Annotated in this window: 15 protein-coding genes; 9 read left to right on the plus strand and 6 right to left on the minus strand. The window is 73.3% G+C overall.

Translation table 11 applies throughout. The features are described 5' to 3' along the window. Positions 1-57: 57 nt before the first annotated feature. Both ACIRQ9_RS16850 and ACIRQ9_RS16855 read left to right on the plus strand, forming a co-directional pair. Positions 58-1,110, plus strand: a complete 1,053-nt coding sequence (locus ACIRQ9_RS16850; RefSeq protein WP_404173004.1) for a hypothetical protein — start codon at positions 58-60, stop codon at positions 1,108-1,110. A 33-nt stretch (positions 1,111-1,143) separates the two neighbouring features. Then, complete coding sequence (locus ACIRQ9_RS16855; protein WP_404173007.1) at positions 1,144-1,950, plus strand: putative protein N(5)-glutamine methyltransferase; 807 nt, start codon at positions 1,144-1,146, stop codon at positions 1,948-1,950. Positions 1,951-1,996: 46 nt separating this feature from the next. Here ACIRQ9_RS16855 and ACIRQ9_RS16860 read toward each other — a convergent pair whose 3' ends face one another. From ACIRQ9_RS16860 to ACIRQ9_RS16875, 4 genes are all read right to left on the minus strand, one after another. Further along, positions 1,997-2,419, minus strand: a complete 423-nt coding sequence (locus ACIRQ9_RS16860) for a hypothetical protein (RefSeq protein WP_404173009.1) — start codon at positions 2,417-2,419, stop codon at positions 1,997-1,999. Positions 2,420-2,642: 223 nt separating this feature from the next. Beyond that, complete coding sequence (locus ACIRQ9_RS16865) at positions 2,643-3,071, minus strand: ATP-binding protein (protein ID WP_404173012.1); 429 nt, start codon at positions 3,069-3,071, stop codon at positions 2,643-2,645. Positions 3,072-3,314: 243 nt separating this feature from the next. Then, entirely contained in the window at positions 3,315-4,103 is a 789-nt protein-coding gene (locus ACIRQ9_RS16870; RefSeq protein WP_404173015.1) for an anti-sigma factor family protein, read from the minus strand. A gap of 25 nt (positions 4,104-4,128) precedes the next feature. Next, the gene (locus tag ACIRQ9_RS16875; RefSeq protein WP_404173018.1) at positions 4,129-4,731 is read right to left on the minus strand and encodes a sigma-70 family RNA polymerase sigma factor; all 603 of its coding nucleotides are present in this window, start codon (positions 4,729-4,731) and stop codon (positions 4,129-4,131) included. Positions 4,732-5,096: 365 nt separating this feature from the next. On the opposite strand from ACIRQ9_RS16875, the gene ACIRQ9_RS16880 reads away from it, so the two are divergent. The 4 genes from ACIRQ9_RS16880 to ACIRQ9_RS16895 all read left to right on the plus strand — a co-directional run bounded on the left by ACIRQ9_RS16880 (position 5,097) and on the right by ACIRQ9_RS16895 (position 7,563). Continuing rightward, positions 5,097-5,648 (plus strand): cupredoxin family copper-binding protein, encoded by a 552-nt coding sequence (locus ACIRQ9_RS16880; protein WP_404173021.1) that lies wholly within the window; start codon positions 5,097-5,099, stop codon positions 5,646-5,648. Next, the gene (locus ACIRQ9_RS16885; RefSeq protein WP_404173024.1) at positions 5,645-6,679 is read left to right on the plus strand and encodes a metallophosphoesterase family protein; all 1,035 of its coding nucleotides are present in this window, start codon (positions 5,645-5,647) and stop codon (positions 6,677-6,679) included. Before ACIRQ9_RS16880 ends, ACIRQ9_RS16885 begins: the two co-directional genes overlap by 4 nt. Beyond that, on the plus strand, positions 6,676-7,125 hold the full coding sequence (locus ACIRQ9_RS16890; RefSeq protein WP_404173027.1) for a hypothetical protein: 450 nt from the start codon (positions 6,676-6,678) through the stop codon (positions 7,123-7,125). Before ACIRQ9_RS16885 ends, ACIRQ9_RS16890 begins: the two co-directional genes overlap by 4 nt. A 150-nt stretch (positions 7,126-7,275) precedes the next feature. Further along, a complete protein-coding gene (locus ACIRQ9_RS16895) occupies positions 7,276-7,563 on the plus strand; it encodes a hypothetical protein (RefSeq protein ID WP_404173030.1) in 288 nt (95 codons plus the stop codon). Positions 7,564-7,569: 6 nt separating this feature from the next. Here the strand turns inward: ACIRQ9_RS16895 and ACIRQ9_RS16900 are convergent, their stop codons facing one another. Together ACIRQ9_RS16900 and ACIRQ9_RS16905 are read right to left on the minus strand one after the other, a co-directional pair. After that, on the minus strand, positions 7,570-8,247 hold the full coding sequence (locus ACIRQ9_RS16900; protein WP_404173033.1) for a hypothetical protein: 678 nt from the start codon (positions 8,245-8,247) through the stop codon (positions 7,570-7,572). A gap of 133 nt (positions 8,248-8,380) precedes the next feature. Continuing rightward, positions 8,381-10,462 (minus strand): SpoIIE family protein phosphatase, encoded by a 2,082-nt coding sequence (locus ACIRQ9_RS16905; protein WP_404173036.1) that lies wholly within the window; start codon positions 10,460-10,462, stop codon positions 8,381-8,383. A 268-nt stretch (positions 10,463-10,730) separates the two neighbouring features. Here ACIRQ9_RS16905 and ACIRQ9_RS16910 point away from each other — a divergent pair, with 268 nt between their 5' ends. The 3 genes from ACIRQ9_RS16910 (at position 10,731) to ACIRQ9_RS16920 (ending at position 14,247) form a co-directional block, all read left to right on the plus strand. Continuing rightward, on the plus strand, positions 10,731-11,600 hold the full coding sequence (locus ACIRQ9_RS16910) for a hypothetical protein (RefSeq protein ID WP_404173039.1): 870 nt from the start codon (positions 10,731-10,733) through the stop codon (positions 11,598-11,600). Positions 11,601-11,757: 157 nt separating this feature from the next. After that, entirely contained in the window at positions 11,758-12,138 is a 381-nt protein-coding gene (locus tag ACIRQ9_RS16915; protein WP_404173042.1) for a hypothetical protein, read from the plus strand. A gap of 93 nt (positions 12,139-12,231) precedes the next feature. Then, entirely contained in the window at positions 12,232-14,247 is a 2,016-nt protein-coding gene (locus ACIRQ9_RS16920) for an FAD-dependent oxidoreductase (RefSeq protein ID WP_404173045.1), read from the plus strand.

The following is a 14,247-nucleotide window of genomic DNA, read 5'->3' on the forward strand; positions in this document are numbered from 1 at the left end:
TCATCATGAGTTGCATAAGCCAACCAGTTTGGCCGGAAGGTCTGGAGGTCGTCCCCGATGAGGTCACCGGCGCTGCGCCACGTGCTCACGCACCTGATCACCCCGCTGCTGATGTGCCTGGGCATGGGTCTGGCGTACATGGGTGCGTTCGTCCACCCGGAACCCCACCACATGCCCGTCGCGGTGGTCGGCGCCGGGCCGAGGGCGAAGGTGTTCGCGCAGACCGTCAAGGACACCGCGGGTGACCGGCTCGACGTCCGTACCGTCCCGACCCGCGGCGCGGGCATCCACCTGCTGACGTCCCGCGCCGTCACCGGCGTCTACGTGCCGAGCGCCAAGGCGCCCGAGCTGATCGTGGCGAGCGCCGCCTCGGACACGGACGCCACCGTCGTCGAGAAGATCTTCACGCCGGTCGCCGCCGACGAGGGCGCTCCGCTCAAGGTCACCGACGTGGCCAGGCCGGTCCCCGACGACCCCACGGGCCAGGGGCTGTTCTTCCTGCTCATCGCCGTGAGCATCGGCTCCTACGCCTCGGTCGCCGCCCTCGGCGCGACCGGCGGCGCGCTGCCCCTGCGGATCCGCGCCCTGCTCGCGGTCGGCGTCTCCGCCGTCGTCAGCGGCATCGGCGCCCTCCTCGCCGGGCCGGTGTTCCACCTGGCCCGGCACGATCTGGCCGGCGTCTGGGGCATGGCCTGGCTCTACTCGGCGGGCATCCTGTTCGTCGGCGTCGGCCTGCACCCCTTCCTGAAGCGGTGGACCACGCTGGCCATGATGGTGCTGTTCGTGATGCTCAACTTCACCAGCTCCGGGGGCCTGTTCCGCCCCGACCTGCAGAACGGCTTCTTCGGCACCCTGCACGCCTTCTGGAACGGCGCGGGCTTCGTCGAGGGCGTCCGCAGCCTGCTGTACTTCGGCGGTGACGGAGTGCACCGCGACGTGTGGACCCTCGCCGCGTGGCTGCTGGCCGGTCTCGCGCTCACCGCGCTGGCCGCGGGGTACGAGCGGGCCGGCCGGACGACCGCGTCCGCCCCGCCCGCCGCTCACGCGGCACAGTCACCGGCCGCCGAGACGGAGGCGGAGGCCGAGACCGAGGAGACGGTCGGCGTGTGACCGCGCCACCGGCGGCCGGATAGGCTCTCCGGGATGCTCCCACTCCCCGACACCGCCGCCGTCGTGCTGGCCCTGCGCGCCGCGGGCTGCGTCTTCGCCGAGGACGAGGCGGACCTGATCCTCGCCACCGCCAGGACCCCGGGCGAACTGGCCGGGATGGTGGACCGGCGATCCGCCGGCCACCCCCTCGAACACGTCCTCGGCTGGGCCGGCTTCCACGGGTTGCGGGTCCTCGTGGAACCGGGTGTGTTCGTGCCACGCCGCCGTACCGAGTTCCTCGTCGACCAGGCCCTGGCCCAGGCTCCGGACGCGACCGTCGTCGTGGACCTGTGCTGCGGCTCCGGCGCGGTGGGCGCGGCCCTCGCCGCCGCACTCCGGAACGCCGAACTGCACGCCGCCGACATCGAACCGGCCGCGGTCGACTGCGCCCGGCGCAACCTCGCCCCCTACGGCGGCAGCGCCCACCTCGGTGACCTCTTCGACGCGCTGCCCGCCGCGCTGCGCGGCCGGGTCGGCATCCTCGCGGCCAACGTGCCGTACGTCCCGAGCGGCGAGGTGGGCCTGCTGCCCGCCGAGGCCCGCGACCACGAGCCGCTGGTCGCGCTGGACGGCGGCGGCGACGGCCTGGACGTGCTGCGCAGGGTCGCCGCCGGGGCGCCCGAATGGCTCGCGCCCGGCGGCTGCGTCCTCGTCGAGACCAGTGAACGCCAGGCCGAGGCGGCCGTGCGGGCCTTCACCGCCGCGGGCCTGACCGCCCGGCTCGCCGTCTCGGAGGAGCTGTACGCGAACGTCGTGATCGGCGTGCTCGGCGAGGATCCGGCCGGCTCCCCGCGCGGGTAGCCGACGCCGGCACCCGCCCGGTCCTTCGACCCGCACCCGCGGCGGCTCAGGCGCCGGGGCGTCCGGCGGCCGTCCAGGCGGTGTACTCCTGGCGGACGTAGCGGCGGCGGATGTCGGCGGGCGTCTCCGCGCCGGGGTGGTGCGGACCGGCCGCGAGACCCGGATGGCGGCGGTCGTACCGCAGGAGCTGTTCGGCGGTCCGCGCGGCGGCACCGACCGGGCCGGGGTCCGGTTCGTCCAGCGCCATCCGGTCCATGAGCGCGGCGCGCCGCAGCAGCCAGGCGCGCTCGGCCGCCACCGGGTCGGCGGGCGGCGGGGCGGCAGGACCGGCCTGGCGGCCCTCGCGCTCGGCTCCGAGCGCGAGGATCCGGTGCATCTCGCGGTGCAGGCCGGGGGCGTCGGCGTACGCCTCGTGGGGGGCCGGGGCGCCGATGTCCTCGACGCCGCGGGTGCTGGTGTCCACGGTCATGCCTCCGCCGGTGCGCAGGGGCCGGCACCGCAGCGGGTGCACGGCACGGTGTCGCTGCCGGGTCCGGTGCCGCCGTGGCCGAAGGCCGCCGGGGCTGCCACGGACCGCGCTGGCTGCCGGGGCCTGCCGGGGCAGTCGCCGACGGGACACGGCTTGTGCGAGGCCACCGCCCCCTCCAGAGGACCGCGCGGGCACGGCCGTCGCCACGGAACGCCCGGGCCGGTCATGCCGAACACCTCAGACAGGCGCGGACCTCGCGGCCGCCGTGCGACTGGCGGACCTCGGTCGACTGGGCCAGGCACTGGACGATGCCGGTACCGCGGCCGTGCTCGTCGGGAGCGACGTCGGGGCGGCGGCGGTCCACCGCCATGCCGGAGTCGCTGACCACGATGTGCAGAGTGCTGTGGTCGAGGACGAGCAGCACGGTCATGCGCTCACGGCCGTACTGGGCGGCGTTGGAGGCGAGTTCGTCCACGATGAGGACGGCGGAGTCCCGCTCGCTCGCGGGCACGCTCCAGGTCTCCAGCAGATCGGCCGCGAAGTGCCGGGCGGCGGAGACGTGCGCCTCCTGCGCGGGCAGGGTGAGCAGCGCCTCGTGGCGGTAAGGCCCGCGCAGGAGTGCCCTCGGCTGGGAAGAATCGGTCACAGACATGGTCTTCTGGCTCTTCTGTGGAGGTGCGGAAGCTGGAAGATGGGGGGCCGTCCAGGGTTTCGAGGACCGGGCGACTGGCCGGATCCTCCGCGTGGACGCGCTCACCCAGTTCCACGGACGGGGCATGCCGAACGGTTCGAGTCGTTCGCACCTTTCACCCAACTTCTTTTCGGAGAAGGGCTCCTGCCGGTGACCGGACATACCGAGGCCGCCCGGCATCGCGCCGGGCGGCCTCGGCATGTCTCAGGCCCGGATCGTGACCAGCTTCTGCCCGCTGCCCGCGAGGATCTCGAAGTGGTCGATGGCCTCCGGGGACATCGCGACCGTCCCCTGGACCGTGCTCCCCGCCGGGTAGCTGCCCGCCCGCCAGCTGGCGCCGTCCACCCTGGTCCCGTTCGGTCCGACCGCCTGCAGCCGGCAGGTGATTCCGGCGGGCGCGCCCCGGGCGGAGACCTGCAGCACGCTGCCCCAGTCGGAGGGGGAGACCTTCACCGAGGCGGTGACGCCGGTGGCCGAGTCGCTGCCGGCGAAGGTGCGTGAGGCGGTGGGCACGGTCGGCGCGGGCTGTGCCGCGGTGCTGCCCACCGTGCCCACGGCCGCGAGCCAGGTGCCGCCGACCGCCGCCGCGAGGAACATCAGCGAGGCGGCGGCGCCGGCCAGCTGGAGCCGCCAGGTCCTGCGGCGCCGGGCCGCGGCCTGCTGGAGCAGCCGGTCCAGCACGCCCGTGCGCGGCGCCTGCCGCGGCACGGGCTCGGGCGCGCGGGCGGGCGCGGCGACCGGGACGCTCTCGGCCGCGCGCGCCACCAGCCGGTCGGCCAGTTCGGCGTCGCCCGTCGGCACCGTCTCGCCGGCGGCCTCGGCCGCGGTGACGGTCGCCATCAGGGCGGGCAGTCCCGCCAGCCGGGCGTGTTCGGCCCGGCACTCCGCGCACTCCGCGAGATGTGCGCGGACCTGTTCCCGCTCGGCCTCGGGCAGCGTGCCGAGGACGTACCCTCCCAGGGCCGTCCGGAGCGGATCGTGCTCCGTGGTCATGGTCGCCACCTCCTGCGTGCCGCGGTCATGGCTCGATTCCCCGTTCCTGCAGTGCGAGCCGCAGGGCGTGCAGCGCGTAGTACGTCCGGGACTTCACCGTGCCCAACGGAATGCCCAGCACCTGGGCGGCCTCCGTCATGGTCCGGCCCCGATAGTAGGTCTCCAGCAGGACCGCCCGGTGGTCCGGGGAGAGCGTCCGGATGGCGTCGGCGACCGCCCAGCTCTGCAGCGCCTGCTCGATCTCGTCCCCGCCCGGCGTCCGCTCGGCGGCCCGCTCCAGCGCCTCGCCGCCCGCCTCGGCGGGCCTGGCCTGCCGGGCCCGGTGGGCATCGATGACCAGGCGCCGGGCGACCGTGCACAGCCACGCCCTGGCCGGGCCGCGGGACGGCTCGAACGCCTCGGGGTGCTGCCAGGCCCGCAGCAGGGTCTCCTGTACGACGTCCTCCGCCCATTGCCAGTCTCCTGAGGTCAGTCGCAGCACGTAGTGGAACAGGGGCTTCGCGTGCTCCGCGTACAGGGTGCGCAGCAGTTCCTCGTCCGCGGTCGAAAGGGTCCCTTTACCAGAGACACGGTGCGCGGACCGATCCGGATCGGTCCGGGTGCCACGTTTTCGGGAACTCCAGGGCATGAGCCGATCATGGCGCAGACGGACGGCTTTGTCCTGCAACGCACAGTCCGGTGCGAGTGGCGGCCTGTGAGGTACTTGGTCCTGATACGGCGGATTTCAGACGGTTGAAGAGAAAACTCACAAAAATTCCTCGTCCGCCGAACCGCGGGACCCCTGCCGTCCGTGAAGCCCGGCAAGAACCCCTGCGAGCCGGAACCGCCCCGCGCGGTCCGCCGTTTCGCGGCCCGGACGCCGACGCGCTGTGCGGGCCACGACCTGCCGGGCGGCCCTCTGGGGCCCCGCCGGGTCCGGAATCCCGAACGCGCCCGGACGCGAGCACGGGCTCCGCCGCCCCCGTCTCCACCTGATCGTGAGGAACGGACACCATGGACCTGAATCTTCGCGGGCCTTGCCGGCGATCACGCGTCACGGCCGGACTGGCCGTCGCGGCCGCCGCAGCGCTGGGCCTGCTCAGCGCGTGCGGCCACCCGCCGCACGCCTCGTCCGCCGTCGTCGGCGCCATCGCGCCAGGACCGGGCGAGCAGCGGCTGCCCGGCATGCCGGGCGGCACCGGGACGGCGACCTCGGACCCGGCGCACGGCGCCTCGCCCATGCCCAGCATGAGCATGCCGAACATGAGCATGCCCAAGAGCGCCCCGGCCGCGCCGACGGCGCCGGTGGCCGGGACCGCCGTGGCCATCAAGAACTTCGCGTTCGCCCCGGCCGCGCTCAAGGTCAAGGCGGGCACGACGGTGACCTGGACCAACCAGGACACCGACGCCCACACCGTCACCAGCTCGGGATCGGGCGGCCCGCTGCGCTCCGCCGCCCTCAACACCCGCGCCACCTACCGCTACACGTTCACCAAGCCCGGCACCTACGCCTACCTCTGCACCATCCACCCGTTCATGACCGCCACCGTGGAGGTGACCCCATGACCGCGTACCGCGACCGCTTCGACGGTGCACCGGCCGATGACGACGACGCCGTCCGGTCCGGCTCCGACCCGGAGCACGGCATGAGCCGACGTCAACTCCTGCGTCACGCGGGGTGGTTCGGAGGAGCCGTGGTGCTCACCGTGGCCGCCGGAGAGGTGGTCAGCCACGTCGCCGACTCCCGGGACACCTCCGCCGGGGCCTCGGCCGGGGCCGCCGCCGGGGCCGTGGACGCCGCCGCGACGGAACGCGGCGCACTGCGGTTCGTCCAGGTCTCCGACAGCCACATCGGGTTCCAGGGCCCGGCCAACACGGACGTGGCCGGCTCCTTCACCGAGGCCATCGACCAGGTCAACTCGCTCGGTTTCCGGCCCGACTTCGTGATGCACAGCGGCGATTTGACCCACCTGTCGACGGCCGGGCAGTTCGACCAGGTCAAGCAGATGATGACGGGGATGCGGACGGACCGCGTCTTCACCGTGCCCGGCGAGCACGACTCCATAGGCGACGCGGGCCGCACCTACCGGAAGACCTTCGGCAGGGGCACGCTCGGGGACGGCTGGTACAGCTTCGACACCCACGGCGTCCACTTCATCGCGCTGGTCAACACCCTGAGCCTGGAGAAACTCGGCCACCTGGGCACCGAGCAGATCGACTTCGTCCGCAAGGACCTCGCGGGACTGCCGTCGGACACCCCCGTCGTGGTCTTCAGCCACATCCCGCTGTTCGCCATGTACCCGCAGTGGGGCTGGAGCACGGACGACGCGCTGAAGGTCATCGCCCTGCTGCGCCGCTTCTCCTCCGTCACCTGTCTCAACGGGCACGTCCATCAGCTGTTCAGCAAGCGGGAGGGCAACATCACCTTCCACTCCGCCACCACCACCGCCTACCCGCTGCCCAGACCGGGCCGCGCCCCGGCCCCCACCCCGCAGGTCGTCCCCGCCCGGCAGCTCAAGGACGCGCTCGGCATCCGCACCGTCGGCTTCCGCCAGGGCGACCGCGAACTGGCCGTCAAGGACGAGAGGCTGGCATGAGAACCCGACGACTCCTGTCCCTCGTCCTGCGGTCGGCGACCGCCGCCACTCTCGCCGCCGCCGGATACATCCACGCCGTGCTCTACGTCGACGAGTACCGCTTCGTCCACGTCATCGGCCCGCTGTTCCTGCTCCAGGCGAGCGCCTCCTTCGCCCTCGCCGCCCTCCTGCTGGTCGGCACACCGCCCCTCCTGCTGAGGGTCGCCGTCGCCGGGGTCGCGGCGGGCGCCCTCGCCGGGTTCGCCGCCTCCCGCACGGTGGGCGTCTTCGGGTTCACCGAGCACGGTCTGCGGCCCGCGCCGCAGGCCGCTCTCAGCCTCGTCGCGGAAACCGGCACGCTGGTGCTCCTCGCGCTCTGGCAGATCACCGCGCCCGGACGAGGCCGCGCGATCACGCCGCCACGGGGCGCCCCCGCCTGGAACCGGGCGGGCACCCCGCCGCGCTGAACCACCGGCGCTGAACCACCGGCGCTGAACCACCGGCGGCGAGCCGCCGGCGGCGCGGGCGCACGCGCCGCCGGCGGTCTCCCGCCCCGACCGTCCCACCCCCCACCTCCACCTCGCACCTCTCGCCTCCGAGCACCAAGGAGCCTCACCATGCACCGGACCCCGCGCCCGGACGTCACCGGATCGAGCCCTCGGCACCTGCCCGCTCTGCGGGACGCCGTACGCACCCTGCTCGGCCTGGACGACGACACGGCCGTCGTCGTCCGCCAGCTGCTGCGCACCGTGGCCGGACGTCCCCGGCTGGAGACCGTCGTCGCGGTGCTGTCCATGGACGGCGGCACCGAACGCTGGACACTGAGCGGCCCCACCGACCGGATCACCGACGACGACCTGCGCGCCGTGCTCCTGCGCCGCGGGCCCGGCCGGCGACCGGCGTGACCGGCCCTAGGTGGTCGCCCCGCTGCCCGAGGGGCTCGGGGACGGCGAACGGTCGCCGTGGTGGTGCCACGGGCCGCCGTGGTCGTGCCCACCGCCCCGGCCCATGCCCTTGAAGTCGCCCGAGAAGGCGGCCGCGGCGGTCAGCTTGCCGTCGTCGGCGCGGGTGCCGACCAGGAACGCCTTCGCGTCCTTCTTGAGCGAGCCGGAGTCGCCGCGCACGGTGACGTCGGAGCCCACGGTCCACGTCCACGACGTACCGTCGTCGCTCTTCACCGTGACGTGGTCGCCGTTTGTCTTGTCGACCGTGCCCCGCTGCCAGACCCGCACCACGTACTTGCCGGTGTCCGGGTCCTTCACGGTCGCCTCGCCGTGCACCCCCAGGCCGCCTCTGCCGAACCAGCCGTGCCCGTGGCCGCGCCCGTCCGGGCTCGGGCACGCCGACGGCGTGGCGGAGCCGGAGGGCGAGCCGGAGCCGTCCTGGCCGGACCCGGCGGCGAACGCCGCCGTCCCGCCCAGGGCCAGCGCGCCCGCCAGGAGGGCGACGGTCACGGCACGGACGCGGGCCGGCTGCCGGCGCCACATGCCGCGCGCGGGCCCCTTCCGGCCGCGGTCCGGCATCGGCGGGACCGGCGGCTCGGTCCCGTCGGAGTGACGGCGGTTTTCCTGCTCGGGTTCGTGCGTCACGGCTCGCTCCCATCGGCGGACGGCACGCGGCCTCGTCGGCATGCCTCTTTGAGTGAATTGTCCGATTTGATGGTTAAGGAGCCGGTAACTGGTTCCTGTGAACCGGTGCGCGGCACCGCTGAGCCGGTACGCGCTACCGCGAGGGTTCCTGGGCCCGGGCGATGAGCACGGCCACGTCGTCGTGGTTGTCGGGGTGGTGCAGCTCCCGCAGCAGCAGGTCGCAGACCTCCTCCAGTGGGCGGGCGGGGCCGTCCAGGAGGGCCAGCAGCGCGTCCAGCCGTTCGTCCAGCGAGTGGCTGCGGGTCTCCACCAGGCCGTCGGTGTAGAGCACCAGCTCGTCGCCGGGCTCGAAGCCGACGGTCGTGGTGGAGAACGGGATCCCGCCCACGCCCAGCGGGACCCCGGTGGGCAGGTCGAGCAGTTCAGGCGGCCTGCCGGGCCGGACCCGGACCGGCGGCAGATGGCCGGCGTTGGCGATCCGGAACTGCCCCCGCCGCGGGTCGTGCACGGCGTACACGCAGGTCGCGATGGACTGGTCGAGACCCGAGGTGGTCTTCTCCAGGTGGTCGAGGAGGACGGCCGGGTCCAGACCGAGGGAGGCCAGCGTGTTGGTCGCGGTGCGCAGCCGCCCCATCGTCGCCGCCGCGTTGATGCCGCTGCCCATCACGTCGCCGACCACCAGGGCGGTGCGTCCGCCGTCCAGCGGGATCACGTCGAACCAGTCGCCGCCCACCTCGACGGTGGCGCCGGCCGGCTGGTAGCGGGAGGCCACCTCCAGGCCGTTGGTGACGCGGTCGTGCGCAGGCAGCATGCTGCGCTGCAGGGTCAGCGCGTTGGTGCGGGCGTTCTGGTACCAGCGGGCGTTGTCGATCTGCACGGCGGCGCGGGAGGCCAGTTCCCGGGCCAGCAGCAGATCGTCGTCGTCGAAGGGCGCCGGATTGCGGGTCCGCTTGAGGTCGAGGGCGCCCAGGACCTCGCCGCGCGCGATCAGCGGCACGGCCAGGTACGAGTGCAGCCCGGCCCGGCGCAGCAGCGCGGCGGCCTCGGGGGAGCGGGCGATGCGCGGGAGGTCCGCCTCCCCGACCTGCCGCACGAGGACCGCCTCGCCGGTGCGTACGCACTCGGTGACCAGCCGGTCCGGGGCGTACCGGGTGACCGTGCCCGGCATGTCGGCCGCCTGCACCGCGTAGGCCTCCTGCTCCGCGCGCACGGCCAGCGCCCGCAGGACGGCCGGTTCGGCCGGGCCGAGTGTGCTGCGCCGGCCCTCGACCACCGTGTCCAGCAGGTCCACGGCCGCCACGTCGGCCAGGTCCGGCACGGCCACGTCGGCCAGCTCCGCGGCGGTCCGCTCCAGGTCGAGGGTGGTGCCGATCCGGACCGAGGCGTCCGCGATCACGGCCAGGCGCCGGCGGGCGTTCTCGGCCTCGACGCCGGCCCGGTAGGGCTCGGTGATGTCCACGACCGAGGTCGCCACGCCGAGGACGTTGTCCAGCGCGTCCTCCAGCCGGTAGACCGACAGGGACCAGATGTGCTCCTCGTCGGGGGCGGCCGGCGTCCTGCTCACCACGGACCGGTCGATCACCGGCTCGCCGGTCCGCAGCACCCGCAGGTACGCCGACTCCAGGGCGTCCGTGTCCAGGTGCGGCAGGACCTCGCGGAGCGTCCGTCCCAGGTGCTCCTCGGCCGGAACCCCGTTGAGCCGCTCCAGCGCCGGGTTGACCGAGACGAACCGCAGCCGCGTGTCGAGGACGGCCAGCCCGATCGGCGACTGCTTCACGATCCGCTCGGACAGCGCCACGTCCTGCTCCAGCCGGCGCACCGTCGACTGGTCGGCGGCCAGGCCGAGCGCGAACACGTCGCCGTTGTCGTCAGTGAGCCGCATGTTGCGGAACTCCACCACATGGGTGGTGCCGTCCTTGTGGAGGATCGGGAAACCGCCCGCCCAGCTCCGCCCGGTGCGCATGACGTCCGCGAACAGCTTGCCGACCAGTTCGATGTGGCGTTCGTCCACCATCAGCCGTGCCGCGTACTGCCCGAGCGCCTCGGGGGCCGAGTAGCCGAACAGCTCCTCGGCCTGGGGGCTCCACAGCACGATGCGTCCCTTGGCGTCCAGGACGACCGAGGCCATGCCGAGCACGTCGAGCAGGCCGCCCGGCCGCACCGGCCCGCGCACCGGCTCCACGCCGCCGGCCTCCGACGTCTCGGGTGGACTCATCCCACGCACCGCCTCCGAACCCGCGCACGGTACGCCGGCCCCTGTGCCGACTCCCCTTGCTCTTTCGCGCTCACACCCGACTCTCCGACGCCGCCGACCTCTCCACCATCTCGCACCGCGGCGGTATCCGTACGGCGAGGGGTCCGCCGGAGCGGAGGGGCGTGAGTTCACCTTCGCGTTCCGTCGCCGGTCTGTACAGGCCTGTCAGGTGCACGCCAGACTGGCCGCCGCAGCAGCCACCCACCCCCCCGACCGAGGAGTAGGCCCCATGCCCGCGTCCCCCCGGCAACGTTGTCACGCAGGCCTGACCGTCCTGACCGCCCTCGCCGCGGCCCTCGCCCTCTCGGCAGGCCCGGCGGCCGCCGCCGACACCTGGACCGAGACCGGCTCCGACCGCGCCGACCCGCTCACCGAGAGCCAGGGCCTGACCTCCGTCGAGGTGCCCGCGGGCAGCGCCAACCGCTACACCGGCATCGGCACCATCCCCCTGGGCGTCTCCAGCCGTGGCTGGAACCACGTCGGCGACCCCGACGAGTCTTACGACGGCTACTACGTCGAGCCGTACCAGGCCGACTCCGGCACCACCAAGATGTACCGCGTGCAGGCCCCCGGCGGTGCCTGGTCCGAGTACGTGCACACGCTCGCCGCGGGCGAGGCCCTCAACAACTCCTGGGACGCGATCTCGCCCGACGGCCAGTACATGCTCTCGGGCGAGTACGGCACGATGACCCGGTTCCTGGTTCTCCCCACGCCGGGCGTCAACAAGTCCACCTCGCCGTCCGCGAACCTCCCGCTGGCCTCCGTCGTCACCCTCGATCACGCCGTGCGCGACGTCCAGGGCTGCGACTTCTCCGGCCCGACCACGCTCCTGTGCTCCTCGGACGACCCGGACGGCAGCCTCTTCGGCCTCACCAAGCCGCTCCTGCAGGTCGACCTGTCCGCGCGGCCCGGCACGGCCGACGTCAGCGGTCACGTCACCGCGCTGCGCCAGCTGCCGCTGCGCAGCTCCTGCTCGGGCACCTTCGAGGCCGAGGGCATCGACTACGACCGGCGCACCGGCACCCTGCGCGTCATCGTGATGTCGCCCGGCTTCTGCGTCCTCACGGACAGCAAGACGTACAAGTTCACGCGCGGCTGACGCCCGGGACCACGCGCGGCCGACGCTCCGGCCACCCGGCGCACCGGCGGTGCGCCGGGTGATGCACCACCCGGAAATCGGTGCTTTTCTGTTGGCATGGCGCGGTTCGCGGGGGAACCCGGGTGATCGCGCCGTCACCATGAGAGGAGCGATCGCCATGGGCCCTGAGCGACTGCACGAGGAACCCGTCTCGCTCGAGATCAGCGGATGCAGCAAGGAAGACGCCCGGATCGTGTTCGACGCGCTGTCCCAGTGCTTCGAGTCCGACCGCGAGGCCGAGGACGTGCCCCAGCAGCTCCACGAGAGCCGCCCCATGGTGTGGCTGGGCACGTTCGAGGTCACCGACGCCCGCGAGTGCACGCCGCCGCCGCGGCTCACGGCCTCCGTCGAGGCCGACGCGCAGGGCGGCTACTGGGCCATCGACCGGCTCCGTACGACCCTCGACTCCCTGTTCGCGGTGCGCAACCTCTCCTCCGCCTCCGGCGACCAGGAGAAGGAACTGCACGTCCTGCTCGAAAGCCGGGGACCGGTGATCTGAGACACGTTCCCCCGGAGCCTTTGTGCAACTAGTTGCACAATCCGTGCGCGGTCCTCTAGAACTGCTCTGAAGACACCGCGCACGGAGGTTCCGATGAGCCGTTACCCGCATCTGCTGAAACCCCTCGACCTGGGCTTCACCACCCTTCCCAACCGCGTGCTCATGGGCTCCATGCACGTGGGCCTGGAGGAGGTCGAGCGCGGCTTCGAGCGGATGGCGGAGTTCTACGCGGCCCGGGCCCGCGGCGGGGTCGGCCTCATCGTCACCGGCGGCATCGCACCCAACGAGGAGGGCCGGCCCTACGAGGGCGGCGCCAAGCTCACCACGGAGGACGAGGCCGCCCAGCACCGCACCGTCACCGACGCCGTGCACCGCGAGGGAGGCCGGATCGCGCTGCAGATCCTGCACTTCGGCCGCTACGCCTACCACCAGGACCTCGTCGCCCCCAGCCCGCTCCAGGCCCCGATCAGCCCCTACGCGCCCCGGGAACTCTCCGACCAGGACGTCGAGCGGACCATCGACGACTACGTCCGCACCGCCCGCCTGGCCCACCGGGCCGGCTACGACGGCGTCGAGATCATGGGCTCCGAGGGCTACCTCGTCAACGAGTTCGTCGCGGCCCGGACCAACCACCGCACCGACCGCTGGGGCGGGACGTACGAGAACCGCATGCGGTTCCCCGTCGAGATCGTCCGGCGGGTGCGTGAGACCGTCGGCACGGACTTCATCATCGTCTACCGGCTCTCCATGCTGGACCTGGTCCCCGGCGGTTCCTCCCTGGACGAGGTGATCACCCTCGCCAAGGCCGTCGAGGCCGCCGGTGCGACCCTCATCAACACCGGCATCGGCTGGCACGAGGCCCGCATCCCCACCATCGCCACCTCGGTCCCGCGCGGCGCCTACACCTGGGTCACCAAGCGGCTGATGGGCGAGGTCTCCGTCCCGCTGGTCACCACCAACCGCATCAACACCCCGGAACTGGCCGAGGAACTGCTCGCCGACGGCACCGCCGACATGGTCTCCGTGGCCCGCCCGATGCTCGCCGACCCCGACTTCGTCGCGAAGGCCGCGGCCGGCACACCGGAGGCCATCAACACCTGCATCGGCTGCAACCAGGCCTGCCTCGACCACACCTTCAGCGGCAGGATCACCTCCTGCCTGGTCAACCCGCGCGCCTGCCACGAGACCGAACTGGTCCTCACCCCGACCCGGCTGCGCAAGCGCGTCGCGGTCGTCGGCGCGGGACCGGCCGGCCTCGCCTGCGCCGTCTCCGCCGCCGAACGCGGCCACCAGGTCACCCTGTTCGACGCCGCGGCCGAGATCGGCGGCCAGCTCAACGTGGCCCGCAAGATCCCCGGCAAGCAGGAGTTCGACGAGACCCTGCGCTACTTCCGCCACCAGCTCGACGCCCACGGCGTGGACGTACGCCTGAACACGACCGTCGGGGCCGACGACGTCACCGACTACGACGAGGTCGTGGTCGCCACCGGCGTCACCCCGCGCACCCCCGACATCCCCGGCGTCGACCACCCGCGCGTCCTCGGCTACCTCGACGTGCTGCGCGACGAGGCCCCCGTCGGCGACCGCGTCGCCATCCTCGGTGCCGGAGGCATCGGCTTCGACGTCGCCGAGTTCCTCACCGACGGCGGCGACAAGGCGAGCGAGGACCCGGCGACGTACTTCAGGCACTGGGGCGTCGACACGGACTACCGGACCCCCGGCGGCCTCGCCGCCCCCGAGCGCCCCGCGCCCCCGCGCACCGTCCACCTGCTCCAGCGCCGGACCGGCAAGGTCGGCGCGGGTCTCGGCAAGACGACCGGCTGGATCCACCGCGCCGAACTCAAGCACCGGGGCGTCACCATGGTCCCGGGCGTGCGCTACGACCTGATCGACGACGCCGGGCTGCACGTCACGGTCGACGGGGAGAGCACCGTCCTGGAGGTCGACACCGTGGTGCTGTGCACCGGACAGGAGCCGCGCCGGGGCCTGTACGAGGAGCTGGTCGCCGCCGGCCGCAGCGCGCACGTGATCGGGGGCGCCGACGTCGCCGCCGAACTGGACGCCAAGCGGGCCGTCAAGCAGGGCACCGAGCTGGCGGCCGCCCTGTAG

The organism is Streptomyces sp. NPDC101237, from assembly GCF_044767465.1.
GTDB lineage: Bacteria > Actinomycetota > Actinomycetes > Streptomycetales > Streptomycetaceae > Streptomyces > Streptomyces gramineus.

Excerpts from the sequence above, each read along its gene's own strand:
- ACIRQ9_RS16850 (WP_404173004.1), top strand. The coding sequence starts at position 58 with ATGAGGTCACCGGCGCTGCGCCACGTGCTCACGCACCTGATCACCCCG.
- ACIRQ9_RS16855 (WP_404173007.1), top strand. The coding sequence starts at position 1,144 with ATGCTCCCACTCCCCGACACCGCCGCCGTCGTGCTGGCCCTGCGCGCC.
- ACIRQ9_RS16860 (WP_404173009.1), bottom strand. The coding sequence starts at position 2,419 with ATGACCGTGGACACCAGCACCCGCGGCGTCGAGGACATCGGCGCCCCG.
- ACIRQ9_RS16865 (WP_404173012.1), bottom strand. The coding sequence starts at position 3,071 with ATGTCTGTGACCGATTCTTCCCAGCCGAGGGCACTCCTGCGCGGGCCT.
- ACIRQ9_RS16870 (WP_404173015.1), bottom strand. The coding sequence starts at position 4,103 with ATGACCACGGAGCACGATCCGCTCCGGACGGCCCTGGGAGGGTACGTC.
- ACIRQ9_RS16875 (WP_404173018.1), bottom strand. The coding sequence starts at position 4,731 with ATGCCCTGGAGTTCCCGAAAACGTGGCACCCGGACCGATCCGGATCGG.
- ACIRQ9_RS16880 (WP_404173021.1), top strand. The coding sequence starts at position 5,097 with ATGGACCTGAATCTTCGCGGGCCTTGCCGGCGATCACGCGTCACGGCC.
- ACIRQ9_RS16885 (WP_404173024.1), top strand. The coding sequence starts at position 5,645 with ATGACCGCGTACCGCGACCGCTTCGACGGTGCACCGGCCGATGACGAC.
- ACIRQ9_RS16890 (WP_404173027.1), top strand. The coding sequence starts at position 6,676 with ATGAGAACCCGACGACTCCTGTCCCTCGTCCTGCGGTCGGCGACCGCC.
- ACIRQ9_RS16895 (WP_404173030.1), top strand. The coding sequence starts at position 7,276 with ATGCACCGGACCCCGCGCCCGGACGTCACCGGATCGAGCCCTCGGCAC.
- ACIRQ9_RS16905 (WP_404173036.1), bottom strand. The coding sequence starts at position 10,462 with ATGAGTCCACCCGAGACGTCGGAGGCCGGCGGCGTGGAGCCGGTGCGC.
- ACIRQ9_RS16910 (WP_404173039.1), top strand. The coding sequence starts at position 10,731 with ATGCCCGCGTCCCCCCGGCAACGTTGTCACGCAGGCCTGACCGTCCTG.
- ACIRQ9_RS16915 (WP_404173042.1), top strand. The coding sequence starts at position 11,758 with ATGGGCCCTGAGCGACTGCACGAGGAACCCGTCTCGCTCGAGATCAGC.
- ACIRQ9_RS16920 (WP_404173045.1), top strand. The coding sequence starts at position 12,232 with ATGAGCCGTTACCCGCATCTGCTGAAACCCCTCGACCTGGGCTTCACC.